Origin of the sequence: Klebsiella grimontii, from assembly GCF_900200035.1 — a bacterium.
Taxonomy (GTDB): Bacteria; Pseudomonadota; Gammaproteobacteria; order Enterobacterales; family Enterobacteriaceae; genus Klebsiella; species Klebsiella grimontii.
In genome coordinates this window covers 950,129-969,076 of sequence record NZ_FZTC01000015.1, presented here as the reverse complement: position 1 = coordinate 969,076, position 18,948 = coordinate 950,129, and the positions used below count along the sequence as shown (strand labels likewise).

The 18,948-nt window shown below is 57.3% G+C and carries 15 protein-coding genes; 2 read left to right on the top strand and 13 right to left on the bottom strand.

Translation table 11 applies throughout. The features are described from left to right. The first annotated feature begins 36 nt into the window (after positions 1-36). Entirely contained in the window at positions 37-1,227 is a 1,191-nt protein-coding gene (locus tag KOSB73_RS12335; protein ID WP_004137615.1) for an amino acid aminotransferase, read from the top strand. A 60-nt stretch (positions 1,228-1,287) separates the two neighbouring features. Here the strand turns inward: KOSB73_RS12335 and KOSB73_RS12330 are convergent, their stop codons facing one another. From KOSB73_RS12330 to cmoM, 7 genes are all read right to left on the bottom strand, one after another. Continuing rightward, positions 1,288-1,935, bottom strand: coding sequence for an MBL fold metallo-hydrolase (locus KOSB73_RS12330; protein WP_004871622.1), 648 nt, complete (start codon positions 1,933-1,935; stop codon positions 1,288-1,290). A gap of 13 nt (positions 1,936-1,948) precedes the next feature. Continuing rightward, positions 1,949-2,500: a peptidoglycan L,D-endopeptidase MepK gene (mepK, locus tag KOSB73_RS12325; protein ID WP_004130967.1), complete on the bottom strand. Its 552-nt coding sequence runs from the start codon at positions 2,498-2,500 to the stop codon at positions 1,949-1,951. Between the two features lie 300 nt (positions 2,501-2,800). Beyond that, positions 2,801-4,594, bottom strand: coding sequence for a L,D-transpeptidase (ldtD, locus tag KOSB73_RS12315; protein ID WP_098140540.1), 1,794 nt, complete (start codon positions 4,592-4,594; stop codon positions 2,801-2,803). Between the two features lie 183 nt (positions 4,595-4,777). After that, a complete protein-coding gene (gene mukB / locus KOSB73_RS12310; RefSeq protein WP_024360065.1) occupies positions 4,778-9,226 on the bottom strand; it encodes a chromosome partition protein MukB in 4,449 nt (1,482 codons plus the stop codon). Further along, positions 9,226-9,930 (bottom strand): chromosome partition protein MukE, encoded by a 705-nt coding sequence (gene mukE, locus KOSB73_RS12305; RefSeq protein WP_004100725.1) that lies wholly within the window; start codon positions 9,928-9,930, stop codon positions 9,226-9,228. Before mukE ends, mukB begins: the two co-directional genes overlap by 1 nt. Next, complete coding sequence (mukF, locus tag KOSB73_RS12300) at positions 9,911-11,233, bottom strand: chromosome partition protein MukF (RefSeq protein WP_024360066.1); 1,323 nt, start codon at positions 11,231-11,233, stop codon at positions 9,911-9,913. The genes mukE and mukF overlap by 20 nt, the downstream gene beginning before the upstream one ends. A gap of 3 nt (positions 11,234-11,236) precedes the next feature. Then, positions 11,237-12,016, bottom strand: coding sequence for a tRNA uridine 5-oxyacetic acid(34) methyltransferase CmoM (gene cmoM, locus KOSB73_RS12295; protein ID WP_064410967.1), 780 nt, complete (start codon positions 12,014-12,016; stop codon positions 11,237-11,239). A gap of 121 nt (positions 12,017-12,137) precedes the next feature. Between cmoM and elyC the strand changes: the two genes are divergently transcribed. After that, positions 12,138-12,917, top strand: coding sequence for an envelope biogenesis factor ElyC (gene elyC, locus KOSB73_RS12290; RefSeq protein ID WP_004871635.1), 780 nt, complete (start codon positions 12,138-12,140; stop codon positions 12,915-12,917). On the opposite strand, the gene KOSB73_RS12285 is transcribed toward elyC, so the two are convergent. The 6 genes from KOSB73_RS12285 to msbA all read right to left on the bottom strand — a co-directional run bounded on the left by KOSB73_RS12285 (position 12,894) and on the right by msbA (position 18,908). Next, complete coding sequence (locus tag KOSB73_RS12285; RefSeq protein ID WP_024360069.1) at positions 12,894-13,787, bottom strand: YcbJ family phosphotransferase; 894 nt, start codon at positions 13,785-13,787, stop codon at positions 12,894-12,896. The two genes, elyC and KOSB73_RS12285, sit on opposite strands and share 24 nt — an antisense overlap. 141 nt (positions 13,788-13,928) lie before the next feature. After that, complete coding sequence (gene kdsB, locus KOSB73_RS12280; protein ID WP_004871641.1) at positions 13,929-14,675, bottom strand: 3-deoxy-manno-octulosonate cytidylyltransferase; 747 nt, start codon at positions 14,673-14,675, stop codon at positions 13,929-13,931. Then, positions 14,672-14,854, bottom strand: coding sequence for a protein YcaR (ycaR, locus tag KOSB73_RS12275; RefSeq protein ID WP_004130952.1), 183 nt, complete (start codon positions 14,852-14,854; stop codon positions 14,672-14,674). Before ycaR ends, kdsB begins: the two co-directional genes overlap by 4 nt. Positions 14,855-14,906: 52 nt before the next feature. Then, complete coding sequence (locus tag KOSB73_RS12270) at positions 14,907-16,136, bottom strand: winged helix-turn-helix domain-containing protein (RefSeq protein WP_049087516.1); 1,230 nt, start codon at positions 16,134-16,136, stop codon at positions 14,907-14,909. 46 nt (positions 16,137-16,182) lie between these two features. Next, the gene (lpxK, locus tag KOSB73_RS12265; RefSeq protein WP_049087517.1) at positions 16,183-17,163 is read right to left on the bottom strand and encodes a tetraacyldisaccharide 4'-kinase; all 981 of its coding nucleotides are present in this window, start codon (positions 17,161-17,163) and stop codon (positions 16,183-16,185) included. Next, positions 17,160-18,908: a lipid A ABC transporter ATP-binding protein/permease MsbA gene (gene msbA / locus KOSB73_RS12260; RefSeq protein WP_024360073.1), complete on the bottom strand. Its 1,749-nt coding sequence runs from the start codon at positions 18,906-18,908 to the stop codon at positions 17,160-17,162. Before msbA ends, lpxK begins: the two co-directional genes overlap by 4 nt. Positions 18,909-18,948: the final 40 nt, after the last annotated feature.

The window sequence follows — 18,948 nt, the reverse complement described above, 5'->3', positions numbered from 1 at the left end:
CGGATTTCCCTTCAGTAATCACAATGGAACCTCGTCATGTTTGAGAACATTACCGCCGCCCCTGCCGACCCAATTCTGGGCCTGGCCGATCTGTTTCGTGCCGATGACCGCCCAACAAAAATTAATCTTGGAATTGGTGTTTATAAAGATGAAACGGGTAAAACACCGGTCCTGACTAGCGTGAAAAAAGCAGAGCAGTATCTGCTGGAAAATGAAACCACCAAGAACTACCTGAGCATTGATGGTATCCCCGAATTTGGTCGCTGCACCCAGGAGCTTCTGTTTGGGAAAGGAAGCGCAATTATCAATGATAAACGCGCCCGCACCGCCCAAACGCCGGGCGGTACAGGCGGCCTGCGCGTCGCCGCCGATTTCCTGGCGAAGAACACCGATGCAAAACGTATTTGGGTGAGCAACCCATCCTGGCCGAACCATAAAAGCGTATTTAATTCAGCCGGCCTGGAAGTTCGCGAATATACCTATTACGACGCCGCTAACCACAAACTCGACTTCGACGGTCTGCTGGCCAGCCTGAACGAAGCCCAGGCCGGCGACGTGGTGCTGTTCCACGGCTGCTGCCACAACCCTACCGGTATCGATCCGACGCTTGAGCAGTGGCAACAGCTGGCGCAGCTGTCGGTAGAAAAAGGCTGGCTGCCGCTGTTTGACTTCGCCTATCAGGGCTTTGCCCGCGGTCTGGAAGAAGACGCGGAAGGCCTGCGCGCTTTCGCTGCGCTGCATAAAGAGCTGCTGGTTTCCAGCTCCTACTCGAAGAACTTTGGCCTGTACAACGAGCGCGTAGGCGCCTGTACGCTGGTTGCCGCGGACCAGGAAACGGTAGACCGCGCGTTCAGCCAGATGAAGTCCGTCATTCGCGCTAACTACTCTAACCCGCCGGCTCACGGCGCCTCGGTAGTGGCGACAATTCTCAGCAATGACGCGCTGCGCGCTATCTGGGAACAAGAGTTGACCGACATGCGTCAACGCATCCAGCGTATGCGCCTGCTGTTCGTGAATACCCTGCAGGAAAAAGGCGCCAGCCGCGATTTCTCTTTCATCATTCAGCAAAACGGGATGTTCTCGTTCAGCGGTCTGACCAAAGAGCAGGTATTGCGTCTGCGTGAAGAGTTCGGGATTTACGCGGTGGCGTCCGGACGTATAAACGTCGCCGGTATGACGCCTGACAACATGGCGCCGCTGTGCGAAGCGATTGTCGCCGTGCTGTAACCTCAAGCTCAGGACAAACAAAAGGCCGCATTTGCGGCCTTTTTTACATTCTGGCTCCGGTCACCAGACCGGCATTTCATCCTGCAGGAAAGGGTTATGCAGACGCTCATAGCCAAGCGTCGACATAGGGCCATGGCCAGGAATAAACGACACGTCATCGCCCAGCGGCAATAGTTTGCGTTTAATCGCATCGATCAGTTGATTATGGTCGCCGCGAGGGAAGTCGCTACGCCCTACTCCGCCTTTAAAAATCACATCGCCGGAAATCAGCAGTCGGCAAGCCGGATCAAAGAAGACTACGTGCCCCGGCGTATGGCCAGGACAGTGCAGCACCTGCAGGGAAATATTCCCCACGCTAACCGCATCGCCTTCGTTCAGCCAGCGATCGGGCTGCAGCGGCTGACAGTCTTCAAGACCAAACATCCGGCTCTGCGCCGGCAATCCTTCCAGCCAGAACTCATCTTCTTTTTCCGGACCAATAATCGGCACGCCATAATGCTGCGCCAGCTCCGCCGCCGCGCCAACATGATCGAGATGACCGTGCGTGAGCAGAATCTGCATCAGGCTAACGCCTGCCGCCGCGACTTCCTGTTTGATTCGCTCAGCGTCACCGCCGGGATCGACCAGCGCCGCCAGTTTGGTTTGTTCACACCAGATTAAAGAACAGTTCTGCGCGAACGCGGTAACCGGAATAATACGATAGTTCATGAGGCTCCTTTCGTTACCAGTGCCGTACCGGCCCGGTATCAATATGCACAAAGTTGCTACGTGGGTAGTATCCTACACCACCTGTGCGCATAGATAACGCCGCTTTGCGAACATTGCTTAACGAAATGCCTTCAATATGGAAATCCATCGCCTGGCCTTTAGTGTGGTAGCTGTGTTTCGCCACCCCTCGGCTGCGGGCGCGAAGCTCATTATTGGTATCAACAGAACGATAACCGGAAATAAGCTGGACAGGCTTGTTGGTGCCAAGTAATCCCTGCAAACGATAGAGTTGATCGAACAAACCGGGATCGATGGATTTAATCTTATTCGCGCGATAGTCGCGGAAAAAATGATTAAGTCTTGCTAATTCATCCTGAATATAGCCTCTGCCATCGAAAAACTCCGCCTTGAGTGATTCACCAGTATGCAGGTTGTTCAGCGTCAAAATACGCGGTCGGGGGGTCGAGAGGGTGGCAAATGCCGGCGCAGGCAGAATGGCAGCAGCACCGAGCGCGGCTCCACCTAACGCCAGCAGTTTGCGGCGATTAGCGTCAAATTTGTCCATGATAATCAGGTCTACAGGTAAATGAATCGTAATATACTTTTCCCGCAATCCGCCCGTTAGCCGCCAGCGCGCGCTCGCTCCCCTAAGGCTAATCAATATCAGCGATGGAGAATGGGCTGCTTACCGCCACAACGCCTTTGCAGGATTATATGTATATGCACTTCTGGCGCACGAAAGGCACCTTACCGGGCATTATTGCCAACGTCAAGGTAGCCTAACCCCAGTAAACTCGGGCCTTGCAGCATGCCAGGCCCGTTTTCACACACAGATAGGACAACCAAATCCGTTGAACTACTTCATTTATCTGATTAATTGTTCAGCTTTAGGCAATATTTGTGCGCTGGATCGCGCGGTGAGATCGTAATTGTAAATATCTGTTCGATATTGTGTACGTCCATCAGCGCCGACAAACGCGGTCAAATAATAGAGATTAACCGGGATATTCTGGCGAATATTAACGTAGCGGGTGTTTCCCTGTTTAAGCGCATCTGAAATACGCGCGTCATTCCAGCCAGCATCCTGCAGTAGCATATTCGCCAGCTCAGAGGCTTTATTGACGCGTACGCATCCGGAGCTCAACGCACGCCCATCCCGCTGGAACAGATTGTGATTTGGCGTATCGTGCAAATAGATAGCGTCCGAGCTTGGCATATTGAATTTATAGCGCCCCAGCGAATTGCGCGCGCCGGGAGCCTGCTGGAAGCGGAACGGCAGATTCGATGCGGTTATCGTTTCCCAATCGACCTGATAAGGGTCGATTGTCTCTTTGCTATTCCAGCCGCGCATCATCGTATAGCCGTGCTGCTCAAGGTAGCCTGGGTTATTGCGCACCTTCGGCAGAATATCGTTGCGCGCCAGCGTCGGCGGCACGTTCCACGGCGGGTTGACCACGACATTGTTCAGGGCGCTGCTCATCATCGGCGTTTTACGGTCCGGGCGACCAACAATAACCCGCGATGCCAGCACCTGGCTACCGTCCTGGTAATAGACCAGCGAAAAGGCGGGAATATTCACCATGATGCCGGTCGCCAGATTACCCGGCAGCAGGCGCAAACGCTGAATATTCAATGCCAGCACGCCGGCGCGCTGCGCGGGAGAAACGTTGAGCCAGTCGCGGGTCGCCTGACCAATCACACCGTCAGCGCCCAGCCCCTGCCAGGCCTGGAAGCGCTTAACGCCCTCGACTAACTGGCGATCGTAAACGCCGCGGCCGCTGCTTTTGGCCTTTTTCCCGGCAGATGGGCTCACCACCTCATCGCCCGGCAAAGCAATCTTTGCCGATTCATCCAGCATACCGGTGCGCTGTAAAATTTCGCGCAGCGCGCCGGCATCATTGCTCCATTCGCCCGGGCGCAGCGACGTCTTGCTGGTAAGCTGCGGCCATGGACGGGAATCGGCAACCTGCGCTAATAGCGCCTGATGCATTGCGGCATACTGCGGATGCTGCGGGGCGAGCCCGGCAATAAACTGCGGCAGCGAACCGTTATCCAGCGCCACCTGCCACTGGTTAATGACCGACAGAGGCGGCGTCGACATCGCATACGGTTTGGTGCCGTACAGCCAGCGGTTGCCCTGAGTCGGAATACCGCTAATAAAATGCAGATAGCCCATCATGGCGTCAGAAAGAACAACATCCCGCGCCAGACCGTTCACTGCCGGGTCGGTCAACAGCTCAACCCAGGTGGTGAACTGCGGCTGGAAACCGGCGATAGCCACTTCAGCCAGCTGCTGTTGAAACGCCTGCACCGCCTCGCGGTTATCCCACATCGGTTTCATATCCCTGACCGCATACAGCGATACCAGCGGATTCATAAATACGGGTTGATAACCGGTCGGCAGCACCGCCTGAATATCGGCACGGCTTTTTGCCGCCGCCTCGGCTGGAAGCGCCTGCTCGCCGGCCATTTTGGCGACCGCCGCAGATTGGTTTGCGCTTTGGCTCAGCGCAGAAGAAAGCTCGCTGATGGCGGTAGCGCTATCCGATGGTACCACTTCAGGCTCTTCGGCCTGGACATTGAACAGTGGAGCAAATGCAAAAGCCAGGCTCAGACTGAGCGCGGACAATTGACGACCATACCGTTTCTTTAGCAACATCCCTTGCCCCCTGTTAACACATTGCTGCCCGCTAAATTGGGGCTTACTTTCAGTATATGAAGACGAAAACGCTTTTGCCTTCCCAAATGTAAAGAAGTTAAAAGATTATACAATCCTAAAATACAGGAACGGATAACAAAAAGGGCGACATCGCGTCGCCCTTTGGCTGGTTATTATACCACCCTATGAAGCATTTGCCGTTCCCGGCAGCGTTTCGGGCAGCTGCGGCGCGAAGCCACGCAGACCGACGACGTGCACGTGCTCGTGATTATTCACGACCTTACGCACAAGCTTATAGGTGGTGCCTTTTTCCGGACTGATATTTTCCGGCGCCGCGATAATCAGCTGCATCTCCAGACGATCGCAGAGCTCGAACAGCGTCGCGATAGAGCGGGCATCCAGACGCGCCGCTTCATCAAGGAACAGCAGACGACACGGCGAAATGTCCTTACCGCGCAGGCGCGAAGATTCATCTTCCCAGCTCTGTACCACCATCACCAGGATCGACATCCCGGTACCGATAGCCTCACCGGTCGATAGCGCACCGGATTCCGCGCGCAGCCAGCCGTCGGAACCACGGTTAACTTCCACTTCCATCTCCAGATAGTTGCGGTAGTCCAGCAGCTCTTCGCCGATGGTCTGCGGCGTACGCTGCCCCATATCAATCTGCGGATTCAGGCGCTGATACAGCTTCGCCAGCGCTTCCGAGAAGGTCAGACGATTGCTGTTGAACAGATCCTGATGCTGTTCATGCTGTTCAGATAGCACGTCCAGCAGCATCGAGTGGGTTTCCCGCACGTTGACGTTCAGACGCACGCTGTTAACCTGGCCGAAGGAGACGCTCTGCAGCCCCTGGTTGAGCATGCGAATACGGTTTTGCTCGCGCTGGATAGTCTTGCGGATAATATTGGCCACGCTGCGGGAGCTGATGGCCAGCTTCTGCTCGCGGTTGGTAAGCTCTTCCGTCAGACGGCTGAGTTCGATCTCCATCTGTTCAATCGCTTCCACCGGATCGTCGGTGCGGATGATATCCTGGCGGATACGCTCGCGCAGATGCTGATACACGGCGACAAAGAACTGGATTTTGCGTTCCGGGCGTTTCGGATCTTCAGAAATACGCAGCACATCGCGCAGATGTTCGTTATCCGAGACCGCCAGACGCAGCGCGCCGAGCGCCTTATCCGACATGGAGCGCAGCTCATCTGCAGACAGGTAAGCCAGCTCGCGACGATGCAGGCGACGCTCCACGCCGTTGTCTTTCACCAGGCGCATGACCGCGCACCAGCCCGCTTTGGCGCTGACCACCTGTTCGCGCATTTCGCAGTAATCGCGCTCCAGCTTGCGCAGTCTGCGGGTCAGGTTATCCATTTCCGCTTCGCAGAAGGTCAACGCTTTCTCAAGTTGATTGCGGCGCGCGCGGTTGTTGCTGAGCTGAGCGTGGAGCTCATCGCGGCGCAGACGGGCGCGCTCTTCGGCGCCGGCGTCGGCGCGTACGCCAATATCCTTAAGCTCTTTATGCAGGTCGTTGAGCAGCTCTTTTTTGGTGTCATACGAACTTTTCAGCGATGCCAGCACCTGATGGTACTGATTGAGCTGCGCGGCGTGGGTACGCAGCGCGTCGCGGGTGCGGGCACGTTCCGCTTCCGCCTGCTCCAGGCGATGGCGCAGCTTCTCGTTCAGATCGCTATTACCGCTGAGCATCTCTGCGGAATCAGAGTAGCTAAAGTGGGCGCGACGCTGCACCACTTCGGTCAGCGCAAACGCCTGCTGACGCGCGTCGCGCTGGGTCTGCTGCGAATACGCATAGTCTTCTTTCAGCTGTTCAAACTGCTCCGGGTCGCTCTGAAGAACGGAAACGATCGGCTCCAGCTTTGCCAGCTGATTGCCGTGCTGCTGTACGAAGCGCGCGGCTTCCTGCGCTTCGTCAAGGCGTTCCTGGATTTCATCCACGCGATCGGCCAGCGAGTCGTCGGCCAGTAGATTCAGACGCGGCAGCAGGCGGTTGAGGGCGGATACCCCCTCTTTGGCCTGCTCATACTGCGCCCGGTTCTGCTGGTTATCGCTCTCATGGGCAGTCAGCGCCCGCTCCAGTTCGCCGCGACGCGTATTCAGTTTGCGGATTTCCTCTTCCGGGTCGTCCTCAAAGGCCACCGCCAGATGGTTGCCGATAAAGCGGCTGAACGCCTGATGCAGGCGCTGGGTTTTCTGCACATCAAACGACAGCGTCGCAAAACGCTCGGACAGGCTTTCGCGCTCGGCGTGCAGGGTTTCAACACGGCTTTCGCGGGCCGCGCGGCCAAACAGCGGCAGCGTCGGGAAGCGTGAATAGCGCCACTGGCGATCGGCAATCTTCACGACCACCGCTTTTTCCAGCTCATCGACGCTGAATACGCTGTCATCAAACGACTGCGGATCGCCTTCGATCAGGTAGAGATCTTCGGGACAATCTTCAAGACCTTCCAGCTGATCGGCAATCAGCGACAGATCCGGTACCACGATGGCGTGGCGGGAAGGACCGTAGAGCGCGGAGTAATAAGGCGCATCATCGAGACTCACGTCATCGTAGATTTCCGACAGCAGTACGCCGCCAAAACGTTCCGCCAGCGCGTTCAGGCGCTGATCTTCCGAACCGCCCGGCTGGCTAAGACGCTCAATTTCATCATCGATAGCGCGCTTGCGGGCGCCGACTTCATCGCGCTCCACGATAGCTTCGCGTTCACGCTCCAGCAGCTGCTGGAGATATTCGGTGACTTCCTGGCTGGACTCAAACTGCTCGCCGCTCTGCTCGCACAGCTGGTTAAGGCTGTTCTGCGCCGCCAGCCAGATGGGCGCGCGGCGCATCAGCGTTTGCGTCCGCGACTGCAGCTGTTCCAGCTCCTGGCGTAGGGTCATCCGCCGTTCGCTGGCGGAGGAGACGCTGTCGGAAAGCGACGCGATGCGGGCTTCCAGCTCCTGATGCAGAGCTTCCAGCTCATCGATATCGTAGCGTTTGCCCTGCCGCTTACAGAATTCATTGAGCTGGCGTTCGGCGTCCTGCTGTTCACGCAGGCGCTGTTCGAGCTCGGTCAGGCGGCTGCGCAGCCCGTGCGCCTGTTCAGCCTGATGGCGTTGATTAACGCCTTCGCGCAGCAGCTCGCGCGCTACGTTCCAGGCTTCATTACGCGCCAGCGGGCCGTTGATCTCCGCCACCAGCTGGTATGCCTGTTCAAACTGGCTGTGCGCGGTTTGCGCCACGCTCATTTTCTGTTCCAGGGACAGCATTTTTTCCGTCGCTTCCTGCTCTTTCGCCTGGAACGTTTCCAGCCACTCGTCGGCGCTTTCCGGGGTTAAGTCCGGCAGATGGCAGAGGGTTTTTGCCCGCTCCAGCGCCTGCAGCGCCTGGGTGTACTGAATCGCGCGGGTCTGCTGCACGTCCAGCGCCTGCTGGTAGTCGGCAAGCTGGTTTTTCAGCTCATCCACTTCCAGCTCGGCGGCTTCGGCGCGGGCTTCGTTCTCTTCCTGTAGATCAACCGCTTCCGCGACGACTTCATTTTGCTCTTCGAGGCGAATCTGCAGTTCATCAAGATCCGCTTCATAGCGCTCGATTTTTTCCTGCTGGCGCAGCGCGGTCTGTACCAGGTTCAGATGGTCGCTGGCGGCCTGGTAATCGGCTTCCAGATCGCCTTCCGCGCCGTTATGTTCCTGCAGTTCGCGGGCCATATCGACGTGCTTATACTGTTCCGCCGCGAGCTGAGCGCGGGAGGTGAACAGATCCCGGCGATATTCCAGCGCTTTATCGAGATGAATGCGCCGTTCATTGGCGTGACGCATATAGTCGGCGGCAACGTAGTTGGTGGCTTCGCTGATCAGATGCTTGAAGAGATCGCGGTCCGACTGCGTCACGCGGATAGCTTCCAGCGTCATGCGGTTTTCACGCAGCGCCGCTTCCATATCCTGGAACGCCTTACGCACGCCGCTGTTTTCCGGCAACAGGTAGTCGCGCAGCGAGCGGGTAATGGTGCTCGAAATACCGCCGTACAGCGAGGCTTCGATCAGGCGATAGTATTTGCTACGGTCCGAAGCCGAACGCAGGCGACGGGCCACCACGCCCAGGTCAAACATCAGCGAGTGATATTCGGTAATAGAGTTAAACTGCTTAAACTGCACCCCTTCCATCGCTTCGAGCTTATCTTTCAGCTCGTTGAGCGTCACCACGCGCGCCTGGCGCTCGTTAAGGGTTTCGGTCAGCAGCTGGGTTGGCTGGATGGAGGTTGGCAGGCCCTGGATCGCAAACGGCTTGATATCGACTTTACGATCGCGACCGGCCACCTGCTGTAGGCGAACGCCGACCACCACGCGCTGGTGGCGGGAGTTGATCACGTCCAGCACCGAGTAGCAGACGCCAGCGCGCAGCTTACCGTGCAGGCCTTTATCGCGCGAGCCGCTGGTGGCCCCCGCTTCCGTGGTGTTACGGAAGTGCAGCAGCGTCAGGTCCGGGATCAGCGCGGTGACGAAGGCGGCCATGGTCGTGGATTTACCGGCCCCGTTACCACCGGAAAGCGTGGTCACTAATTCATCAAGATCAAAAGTCCGGGCAAAAAAGCCGTTCCAGTTAACCAGCGTTAGCGAGCGAAATTTACCGCGTTCAATCATTACTCTTCCTCCCCGCTATCCGGCTGATTCTCTTCATTCTCATCATTAAGCTGCAGGCGATTTTCCAGCGCCATCGCTTCACCGTCGCGGATCATACGCAGCTGGGCTTCGCGCGGATCGTCACCGGCGCGCACATCGGCGCCGAAGCGAAATACCGATTCGGTGATGCGGAATTTGCTGCTGTCGTGGCCCATAAACCACACCATGCCGAGACGGCGCAGGCGGTTGAGCGAAGCGCGCATTTTTTCCTGCAGTTTCTGGCGATCAAGGTCGGAGCCGGTAGAACGGTTATTGACCAGCTTCAGCAGCTTGGCTTCATCCGCCAGAGTCAGCAGCTCGTCGTAAAGCTCCTGCTGGGTGAAGATGCCTTCATTCGCCAGGCGCTCCGGGCTGAGGTAGAGATAGCAGAGAATTTTGCCCACCATCATATCCAGCTCGGAGAGCACCGAGCGCGGGATCAGCGTGGTCGACCGCGGACGCAGATAGAAAAATCCTTCCGGGGCGCGAATCAGCTCGACGTTGTAGCGAGCATAAAATTCTTCCAGGTAATCCTGAAAATCCATTAAAAATGCGTGATTATCCAGCTCGTCGAGGCCGATATGGCGGCCCGCGCGCAGGGCGCTATCCAGCGCCGGAAATAACGGATTAGCCAACGCTTGCGCCAGTTTAACCGGCATCACTTGTTCAATATTTGTCGATGACATGCGCCTGTACCTTGGCTCCGTAATCATTAATCGGCTGCCATTTTGCCGGCAGTCCGGTGAAATCTGCTTGCGCTACGCCCAAACGTACCGCCTGGTCGACCACAATGCGCGCGACATCAAAGTGGCGTGCGCGCGGATACTGCGACAGATATTCGCGAACCACCAGGCCAAGATCCAGCGGCAGTCCCTTCTCTTTATAGACCACCAGCTGTCCTTCAATCAGCGCCGCCAGCTGTTCGCGAATTTCGTTAAACTCTTCGTACTCCAGATCCGCCGGAAGTTCCCCGGTGACCTCTTCATCATGCAGCGCCATCTCTTCATCGCGCATATCAAGCAGTCGATCGGCATTCGCGTGGGTGAGCGCCCACGGAGCGTCGAAGTAGGTTTGCACCGACTGACGCAGACGCTGCGCGAAGACGCGGTTTTTATCCATATCGATGGCGGTACGGATAAATTTATGCACGTGGCGATCGTAGCCGATCCACAGGTCAATCGCCTGCTGGCCCCAGCTGACGATGCGGTCCAGCTTGCTTTGCAGATCGAACACCAGACGATCGATAAAATTCAAATCGTCGCGCGCCATGGTCGAGTCCTGGATACGCAGTAGGTTTGCCTGCAGCTTATCGCCCGCCGCGTCCAGCGTATCCTGCAGTTCGCGCAGGGTGCCGGAGGTTTCCGACAGCAGCAGCTCACAGCTGGAGATCGCCGCTCGCCAGTCCTTGTTCAGCAGCTGGGCAATATCATCTTTCACCAACTGCTGCTGTTCATCCATGATCCGCTGAGTCAGGTCGATGCTGTCAAAAATTTCCGCTACCGAGTACTTCAGCGGGGCGAAAACGTTACGATGCCAGTGGAACTCATCGCCGCCCTCTTCTGCCGAGTCGGCGGCGCGCTTGAGTTCGCCGGCAACGATGGAGAGCTGCATCGACAGGCGCAAGGTGGAGAACTCACGCTGGCGAATATAGTAGTCGGTGATCCCGATGCCCAGCGGCGTCAGGCGATAAATAGCATTACCCTCGGTGATTTCGCTGGTAAAGCGGTTCAGCAGACGCTGGCGCACCATATCGTTAATGGCATTATTGGCGCGCTGGCTGATGGTTTCGCTGGTCTGCTCAAACGCATCACTCACGTGGCGGAACGCGTCCACCAGTTCTCCCTCGGTCATTTCCCCTTCCATCCGCTCGCCGTTCAGCGTGGCGATCGCCAGCAGAAAAGAGAGTCTGTCGACTGGCAGCGAAATAGAAAAATCATTTTTCCTGGCCCAGGCAACCAGTTCGGGGACTGTCTGGGAAAATTCACTCATAGTTTATCCTTGCATCTGCGGCTTAAGCGCGGTGACGTGAATATAACGGCCTAAGCTAATATACGGCTCCTGGCGACAGTAGCGCGTTTCCAGCTCCAGCAGCGCCGCAAATTTGTCGTGCTGTTGGTGTTTTTCACGCAGATAATCATGAAACACCCGTACGCCTGTCTTACCGGTAATCTGCCAGCCAATCTCTTTCAGCCAGCCGTAAACCTGCTGCGGATCGCGCGGATAGTCCGGCGACAGCGTGCGTTTTTTCTTTTTCGGCATGCCGATTTGCACATAGTCGAGATTTCCGGCGACCATATTGTGCATCAACAGACCGTTAGCATTGTAGAACATCAGCGACAACGCGCCGCCGGGACGCAGCATCGCCCACAGCGTACGCAACATCGCCTGAGGTTCGGCTACCCATTCCAGCACCGCATGAAACAGTATCAGATCGACCGGACTTTCCAAATGCTGCTCAATATCCTGAGCCGCGCATTGTACAAAATGCATGTTGTCGATCACACCTTTATCGGCAGCCGCCTGCCTGGCGCGAGCCACCATTTCACCGGAAAGATCGCATAACGTGACGTGATGGCCCATTTCCGCCACTTTGATCGCCGTCTGTCCCTCGCCGCCGCCCGCGTCAAGAACTCGCAATGGCCCAGGCCCCAGCTGGTTCAGCAGCGGTTGCAGATCCTGCCAGAGGATCGCCTGCCGCAGCTGGCCTTTGGTGGTGCCATATATATTGCGCGAAAACTTTTCAGCAATATCATCGAAATTACGATCCTGCACGGGTGACTCCACACGCCAACACAAAGCCGCTATTTTGTCATACCCGCGCGGAGAATGAAGCGATCTGTTGTAAGATCCGGGTATATCTTTAGTTAGATGGTTAAAAAAGGAACCGTACGGCATGCTTTTTACGCTGAAAAAGGTTTTAGGCGGCATGATGCTGCCGCTTCCCCTGCTGCTGTTGCTGATTGCGCTCGGGATCGCACTGCTGTGGTTTAGCCGTTTCCAGCGCACCGGCAAGCTCTGCGTCAGCCTCGGCTGGCTACTGTTACTGCTGTTGAGCCTGCAACCCGTAGCCGATAGCCTGCTAAAGCCGATTGAAGATAAATACCCGACGTGGAGAGATGAAAAGCGCGTGCAGTATGTCGTCGTGCTTGGCGGCGGCTACACCTGGAATCCGAACTGGGCCCCCAGCTCAAATCTCATCAACAACAGCCTGCCGCGGCTGACGGAGGGGATCCGCCTGTGGTATGAAAACCCGGGCTCGAAACTCATTTTTACCGGCGCCGCGGCAAAAACGAATCCAGTCAGCACGGCGGAAGCCGGGGCCAGAGTTGCCGAGAGTCTGGGGATACCGCGCAGCGAAATCATCGTTCTGGATAAACCCAAAGACACCGAAGAAGAAGCCGCTGCGGTGAAGGAGGCGATAGGCGATGCGCCGTTCCTGCTGGTTACCTCCGCCTCGCATCTGCCGCGGGCGATGATTTTCTTTCGCCGCGCCGGGCTAACCCCCCTGCCCGCGCCGGCCAACCAGTTGGCGATTGAGTCACCGCTCAACCCATGGGAGCGAGCAATTCCTTCGCCCGTTTGGCTCATGCATAGCGATCGGGTGGGTTACGAAACGCTAGGCCGCATCTGGCAATGGCTGAAAGGATCCTCAGGCGATCCAGGGCAGGATTGATTTAGCCGCCAGATCAAACCGGGTGCGGTCAAAGCGCCCGGTATTCACCAGATTATCCACTTCGTCCCACAGCAGATACAGCCAGCGCCGCCAGAGAAACGCTTCCGCCACCGGCGCCCGCCGGAGATAGTGCCACAGCAGCTCCTCCTCCTGACCGCTATCGGCCAGACGGAATAGCTCATATTCCCGCGGCGCCCAGAGCATCATACCCGGCCCGACCATCGCCAGCAGCTGATCGCTGCGCGGATCTTTAAGCATGCTGCGCAGCGTGAAGCTACCGTGTACCAGCACGCAGTTATCATTGAAATCTTTAAACAAATCCATAAGGCATTCGCGGGTGCGGAACAGAATGCGTTTATCCTGCATCGTCAGGCCGGTATCATGATAAAGATTCAGCGTGCTCCATAGCACCTCCACGCGCTGGCGATACCAGTACGGCCAGAGGTTTTCCTGAGTACTATCGACCATCCCGACGCAGCCGCCGCTGTCCTGGCGGTGCCAGGCCAGCAGCGCTTCAACGATCTGCTCCTGCAGCTGCTCCCAGCGCTCCGGCGTGCGGGCGGGGGCTTCAACCGAGACGCCGCGCAGCCGTTCGATCAGCAGAACATCGGGGCCGGGATGCTCTTCATGCGTCATTACGCCGTAGACAACCGGCATACGCACGGTGCCGCTTCGCGCGAGGGTCGATATTTTCCACGCCAGCTGGCGCGCCACCCCCGGCGTCGTAAAGCTGCGCGCCAGCAGCGGCATTGGGTTTCCCTGTGCATCATATAGCGACCACAGCGCCGACGAGGGTTTCTCGCTGACGCACTCCACGCGGCTTAGTTTTTCACCCAGCAGGTGGCTCAGCTCGGTACGCAACTGTTCCATTTCTGATTACCCCTATGAATACTACCGGATTCATAATGAGCGCCTGCGCCGGGGTTGTCATCGGGTGAGATCAAAATTGACGTAAAAAAGTATGGAATAACGGCCTGGGGATATCCCCTCCTGGCGGAGGGGACGGAGGGATTAACGCAGCTCCGCGCGAACGCGCTCCAGATCTTCCGGTGTATCGACACCCGTACCGGGAACCACTTCCGCCACCGCGACATGGATTTTCTCGCCGTACCACAGCACGCGCAGCTGCTCGAGCATCTCTATTTGCTCCAGCGGGCTCGGTGCCCAGCTAACATAGCGGCGGATAAATCCGGCGCGATAGCCATAAATCCCAATATGGCGCAGCAGCGAATCGCCAACAGCCTCGCGGGATTTGGCGAAACGATCGCGATCCCACGGAATGGTGGCGCGTGAGAAGTAGAGCGCATAGCCCTCAGCATCCATCACGACCTTCACCGCATTCGGATTAAACGCTTCTTCCGCATCGTGGATTGGCACCGCTAAGGTCGCCATACCGCTCGTGCTTGCCGCCAGATTTTCGGCCACCTGCCGCACGATGGCTGGCGGGATCATCGGCTCGTCGCCCTGAATGTTAACGATGATGGTGTCATCGCTGAAGGCGCATTTTTCGACCACTTCGGCAAGGCGTTCGGTACCAGATTGATGATCTTCACGCGTCATGCAGACTTCGCCACCGGCGGCTTCCACCGCATGGGCCACGTCCGGATGGTCGGTAGCAACGATGATACGCTCGGCACCGGATTCGCGCGCGCGTTCCAGAACGTGGACAATCATCGGCTTGCCGTTGATATCCTGGAGCGGTTTCCCTGGCAGGCGGGTAGAAGCAAAGCGCGCGGGGATGATAACCACGAAACTCATGACTGGCTCTCTTCTACAGGAAGCGGGCGCGCTTCGGTTTCCAGCAGTACGGGAATGCCTTCACGCAGCGGAAAAGCCAGGCGATCAAGTTTGCAGATCAGTTCTTGCTTATCCTGGCTGTAATACAGCTTACCGTTACAAACCGGACAGGCGATAATTTCAAGTAAACGGTGATCCATGATTCCTCCAGATGGACCGAATAGATTCTTCAGCAGCATATCACACGTGGGCTCAGGCGGCGTCAATTTCCCAACCCTGCTGCAGGCCGGCAAAAAGCGCCGGAGGTAGCCGTCCGCAGGTCACTCGCGCGGCGCCCTGCCAGAGGGCAAAATCATCAATGGCGCGTTTTAGCCCACTCTCCAGCCCGGACGTCACCTTTACCCCCTCTTCCAGCCACAGGGCGATAATTTCCAGCACGCCGGTTTTACGGTGCATTTTGCTGTCCATTCTGCCAACCAGTCTCCCCTGGTGCAGCAGCGGTAACACAAAATAGCCGTACTGCCGTTTCGGCGCGGGGGTGTAGCACTCCAGGCGGTAGGTAAAGCTAAACAGCTGTTCCGCTCGTTTGCGATCCCATACGACCGGATCGAAAGGCGAGAGCACGGCGCTGTGGCTGGCGGCGAGCCTGCCGCCGGGAGAGGACTCCAGCAGCGTCAGGGCATCACGGTGAAGCCACATTTCGCCCAGCGTCTCAACGTTAACCGGCACCACCAGCCCCTCATCCTGCCAACTCGCCAGCAGCAGCGGCAGCGGGGGCTGACGCAGACGATAATAATCCGCCAGCCACTGCGCGCGAAAAATCCCCAGGCTACGAGCGCTATTGCGTAACATAATGGCTTCAGCCTGCTCCTGAGAGAGCCCATCTCGCGCATCGTCCCAGTTCGGCATCACCCGATGGGTCAGGTCGTAAACGCGCTGAAAATTACGCCGCTCGATAACCATCACTTCACCGGCGGTAAATAAACCTTCAAGATGGCGCTTATGCGGTTTCCACTCCCACCAGCCGCTGGCGCCTTTGCGCGGATGCTCGAAGTCGGCCGAGCGCACCGGGCCATTTTCAGCAATATGGGCCAGCAGCTCCTGAATGCCTGCGGCGTGCTCGGTCATCCACGCTTTGTGATATTTCCAGCCCATGTTATCCGGCGCCAACATGCGGTGACGCACCAGCGAAAAGTCGCTGCGCGGTAAAAAACAGGCTTCGTGCGCCCAGTACTCCATCAGCTCGCCGGCGCGGAGCGCCTCGTTCAGCCAGCCCTGAGGATAGCGGCCAAGGCGGCTAAAAAGCACCAGGTAAGGACTGCGGGCAACCACGTTGATGGTATCGATTTGCAGCAGGGACATCTGCCTGATGGTCTGTAGAATGTCCTCGGGCCTGGCGCGACGACGGGGCTTTTTCAGCAGCCCCTGCGCGGCGAGGTGGAGATGGCGGGCATCTTTAAGCGAGAGGGACAATACCGGCATGCAGCTACTCCGTTAAGGGTTCAGGCGCAAGCGGTGATGGACAAAATCAGCGTTGCGCCAGCGTAATTAAGTCAGTGAGCAACCGCTGCGCGCGTTCATCAGTCATTATCGCGTCGACCGGGAGATACCACCAGTTTGCCTGCGCAAACTCGCGGCACTTCACCGCGTCTTTTTCGGTCATCAGCAGAGTTTGCCGCGCTGTCGCCAGGGCAGCGACAGCGCTCTGCGTCAATGCCTGATGATCGGCCAGGGCAACGGTTTTGACCGGCTGTACGCCGCAGCTTTCAAGAGTGGCGAAGAAACGCGGAGGGTGGCCGATTCCGGCCATCGCCACCACGTTGTCAAACGCCGCGACATCCCGGCGTTCACCGGTCCGCAGATTCACCGCCAGTCCGGGGCGAAGCTGCATCGGAATTTCTCCCGGGCGGGCGAGGCCCCCGTTAACAATAACCGCATCCACGCTGCGTAAACGCGAAGCGCGCTCACGCATAGGCCCGGCGGGCAGCCACCAGCCGTTGCCAAAACGGCGCACGCCGTCAATCACCACAATTTCTTTGTCGCGCGCCAGCTTATAGTGCTGCAGGCCATCATCAGTGACGATAAGCTGAAGATCCTTGGCGGCAAGCAGGGCCTGTACCGCATCGCTGCGTACCGGCGAGACGGCAACCGGCGCGCCGGTACGCTGGTAAATCAGTACCGGCTCATCCCCCGCTTCCCCGGTGCGGGTATCCGGATTAAGCAGCAGCGGATAGCTCGCTGCTTTACCGCCGTAGCCGCGTGAAACGACACCAACGCGAATACCGCGCTGCTGGAGCTGTTCCACCAGCCAGACGACAACCGGCGTTTTACCATTGCCGCCTGCGGTCAGGTTACCCACCACCACGACCGGCACCGGCGCTCGCCAGGCTTTTCGCCAGCCCAGTTTATAGCTAAGCCGTATCAACCCGCTCACCAGGCCATAGAGCCAGGAGAGCGGAAGCAGCAGCCGCCATAAGGGCGACTCACCGGACCAGATACGAGCAATCATGCGCCGAACTGCATCTTATGCAGCTGAGCGTAGACGCCCTTGTGCTCAAGCAGATCGGTATGGCTGCCGCGCTCAACGATCTGACCATCTTCCACCACCACGATCTCATCAGCCTGCTCAATCGTCGACAGACGGTGGGCAATAACCAGCGAGGTGCGGTTTTTCTGCAGTTCGTCCAGCGCGGCCTGAATCGCGCGTTCGGATTCGGTATCCAGCGCCGATGTGGCTTCGTCGAGGATCAGGATCGGGCTGTTACGCAGCAGGGCGCGAGCGATTGCGATACGCTGACGCTGGCCGCCGGAAAGCATCACGCCGTTTTCACCGATAATCGTATCCAGGCCATTGTCCATTTTGTTGATAAAATCCATGGCATAAGCCATACGCGCCGCTTCCTCAATCTGCTCGCGGCTGTACTCTTCGGTACGCGCATAGGCGATGTTATTCGCTACGGTATCGTTAAAGAGATGGACGTTTTGCGACACCAGCGCAACCTGATCGCGCAGGGAGCTCAGGGTGTATTCACGCAGGTCGTGGCCGTCCAGCAAGATCTGTCCATCATCAACATCGTAGAAACGCGTAATAAGGCTGGCGATGGTCGACTTACCCGAGCCCGAGCGCCCGACCAGCGCCACGGTTTTCCCTTCCGGAATATTCAGGTCGATATTGCGCAGGGCGGCGACTTCGCGTCCTGGGTATCTGAAGGTGACGTTTTTAAATTCGAGGTTGCCCTTCGCGCGTTCGATAACCCGCGTGCCTTCATCCTTCTCCTGCTCGGAATCAAGAATGGCGAAAAGGGTCTGACAGGCGGCCATCCCGCGCTGGAACTGCGCGTTGACGTTAGTCAGCGATTTCAGCGGGCGCATCAGCGCGATCATCGAGGAGAAAACAACGGTGATGGTCCCGGCCGTCAGCGTCTCCATCACGCTCGGGAAGCTGGCAGCATAGAGCACGAAAGCCAGAGCCAGAGAGGCGATCAGCTGGATAATCGGATCAGAAATTGACGACGCGGAGACCATTTTCATCCCCTGCAGACGCATCTTATTGCTGACTTTATCAAAACGTTTGGTTTCGACGGCCTGGCCGCCAAACATCAGCACTTCTTTGTGCCCTTTCAGCATCTGCTCTGCGCTGGTCGTCACCTGTCCCATGGTGTTCTGCATATTCTTGCTGATATTACGGAAACGCTTCGAGACCACGCGAATAGCAATAGACACGATCGGCGCCAGCACGATCAGAATCACTGACAGTTGCCAGCTGTAGTAGAACATCATAACGAACAGGCCAATAATCGATGCGCCTTCACGCACAACGGTAATCAGCGCGCTGGAGGAAGAGGACGCGACCTGCTCAGAATCATAGGTAATACGCGATAACAGCGTCCCGGTGGACTGTTTGTCAAAGAAGGCAACCGGCATCCCCATCATATGGCTGAATAAACGACGGCGCATCGTCATCACGACTTTGCCGGACACCCAGGAGATACAGTAGCTTGAAACGTAGCTGGTAATGCCGCGCAGAATCATTAACCCGATCACCACCAGCGGCATCCATATCAGCACGGAGCGATCCGTTTTACCAAAACCATCATCCAATAACGGTTTAAGAAGCGATAGCATGAAGGTATCACTAGCCGCGTTAAGCACTAACGCTACCGCTGCAACGATTAGCCCGGGTTTAAACGGCGCTATAATCGGCCAGAGTCGGCGGAAGGTCTGCCACGTGGAGAGATCTTTATCGTTCTGCATTCAATAAACCAGCTTGTGTTGAAATAGCCGCATATTCTAC

What these genes read in the sequence shown, in the direction of transcription:
- KOSB73_RS12335 (WP_004137615.1), top strand. Translation starts at nt 37, where the DNA reads ATGTTTGAGAACATTACCGCCGCCCCTGCCGACCCAATTCTGGGCCTG.
- KOSB73_RS12330 (WP_004871622.1), bottom strand. Translation starts at nt 1,935, where the DNA reads ATGAACTATCGTATTATTCCGGTTACCGCGTTCGCGCAGAACTGTTCT.
- mepK (WP_004130967.1), bottom strand. Translation starts at nt 2,500, where the DNA reads ATGGACAAATTTGACGCTAATCGCCGCAAACTGCTGGCGTTAGGTGGA.
- ldtD (WP_098140540.1), bottom strand. Translation starts at nt 4,594, where the DNA reads ATGTTGCTAAAGAAACGGTATGGTCGTCAATTGTCCGCGCTCAGTCTG.
- mukB (WP_024360065.1), bottom strand. Translation starts at nt 9,226, where the DNA reads ATGATTGAACGCGGTAAATTTCGCTCGCTAACGCTGGTTAACTGGAAC.
- mukE (WP_004100725.1), bottom strand. Translation starts at nt 9,930, where the DNA reads ATGTCATCGACAAATATTGAACAAGTGATGCCGGTTAAACTGGCGCAA.
- mukF (WP_024360066.1), bottom strand. Translation starts at nt 11,233, where the DNA reads ATGAGTGAATTTTCCCAGACAGTCCCCGAACTGGTTGCCTGGGCCAGG.
- elyC (WP_004871635.1), top strand. Translation starts at nt 12,138, where the DNA reads ATGCTTTTTACGCTGAAAAAGGTTTTAGGCGGCATGATGCTGCCGCTT.
- KOSB73_RS12285 (WP_024360069.1), bottom strand. Translation starts at nt 13,787, where the DNA reads ATGGAACAGTTGCGTACCGAGCTGAGCCACCTGCTGGGTGAAAAACTA.
- kdsB (WP_004871641.1), bottom strand. Translation starts at nt 14,675, where the DNA reads ATGAGTTTCGTGGTTATCATCCCCGCGCGCTTTGCTTCTACCCGCCTG.
- ycaR (WP_004130952.1), bottom strand. Translation starts at nt 14,854, where the DNA reads ATGGATCACCGTTTACTTGAAATTATCGCCTGTCCGGTTTGTAACGGT.
- KOSB73_RS12270 (WP_049087516.1), bottom strand. Translation starts at nt 16,136, where the DNA reads ATGCCGGTATTGTCCCTCTCGCTTAAAGATGCCCGCCATCTCCACCTC.
- lpxK (WP_049087517.1), bottom strand. Translation starts at nt 17,163, where the DNA reads ATGATTGCTCGTATCTGGTCCGGTGAGTCGCCCTTATGGCGGCTGCTG.
- msbA (WP_024360073.1), bottom strand. Translation starts at nt 18,908, where the DNA reads ATGCAGAACGATAAAGATCTCTCCACGTGGCAGACCTTCCGCCGACTC.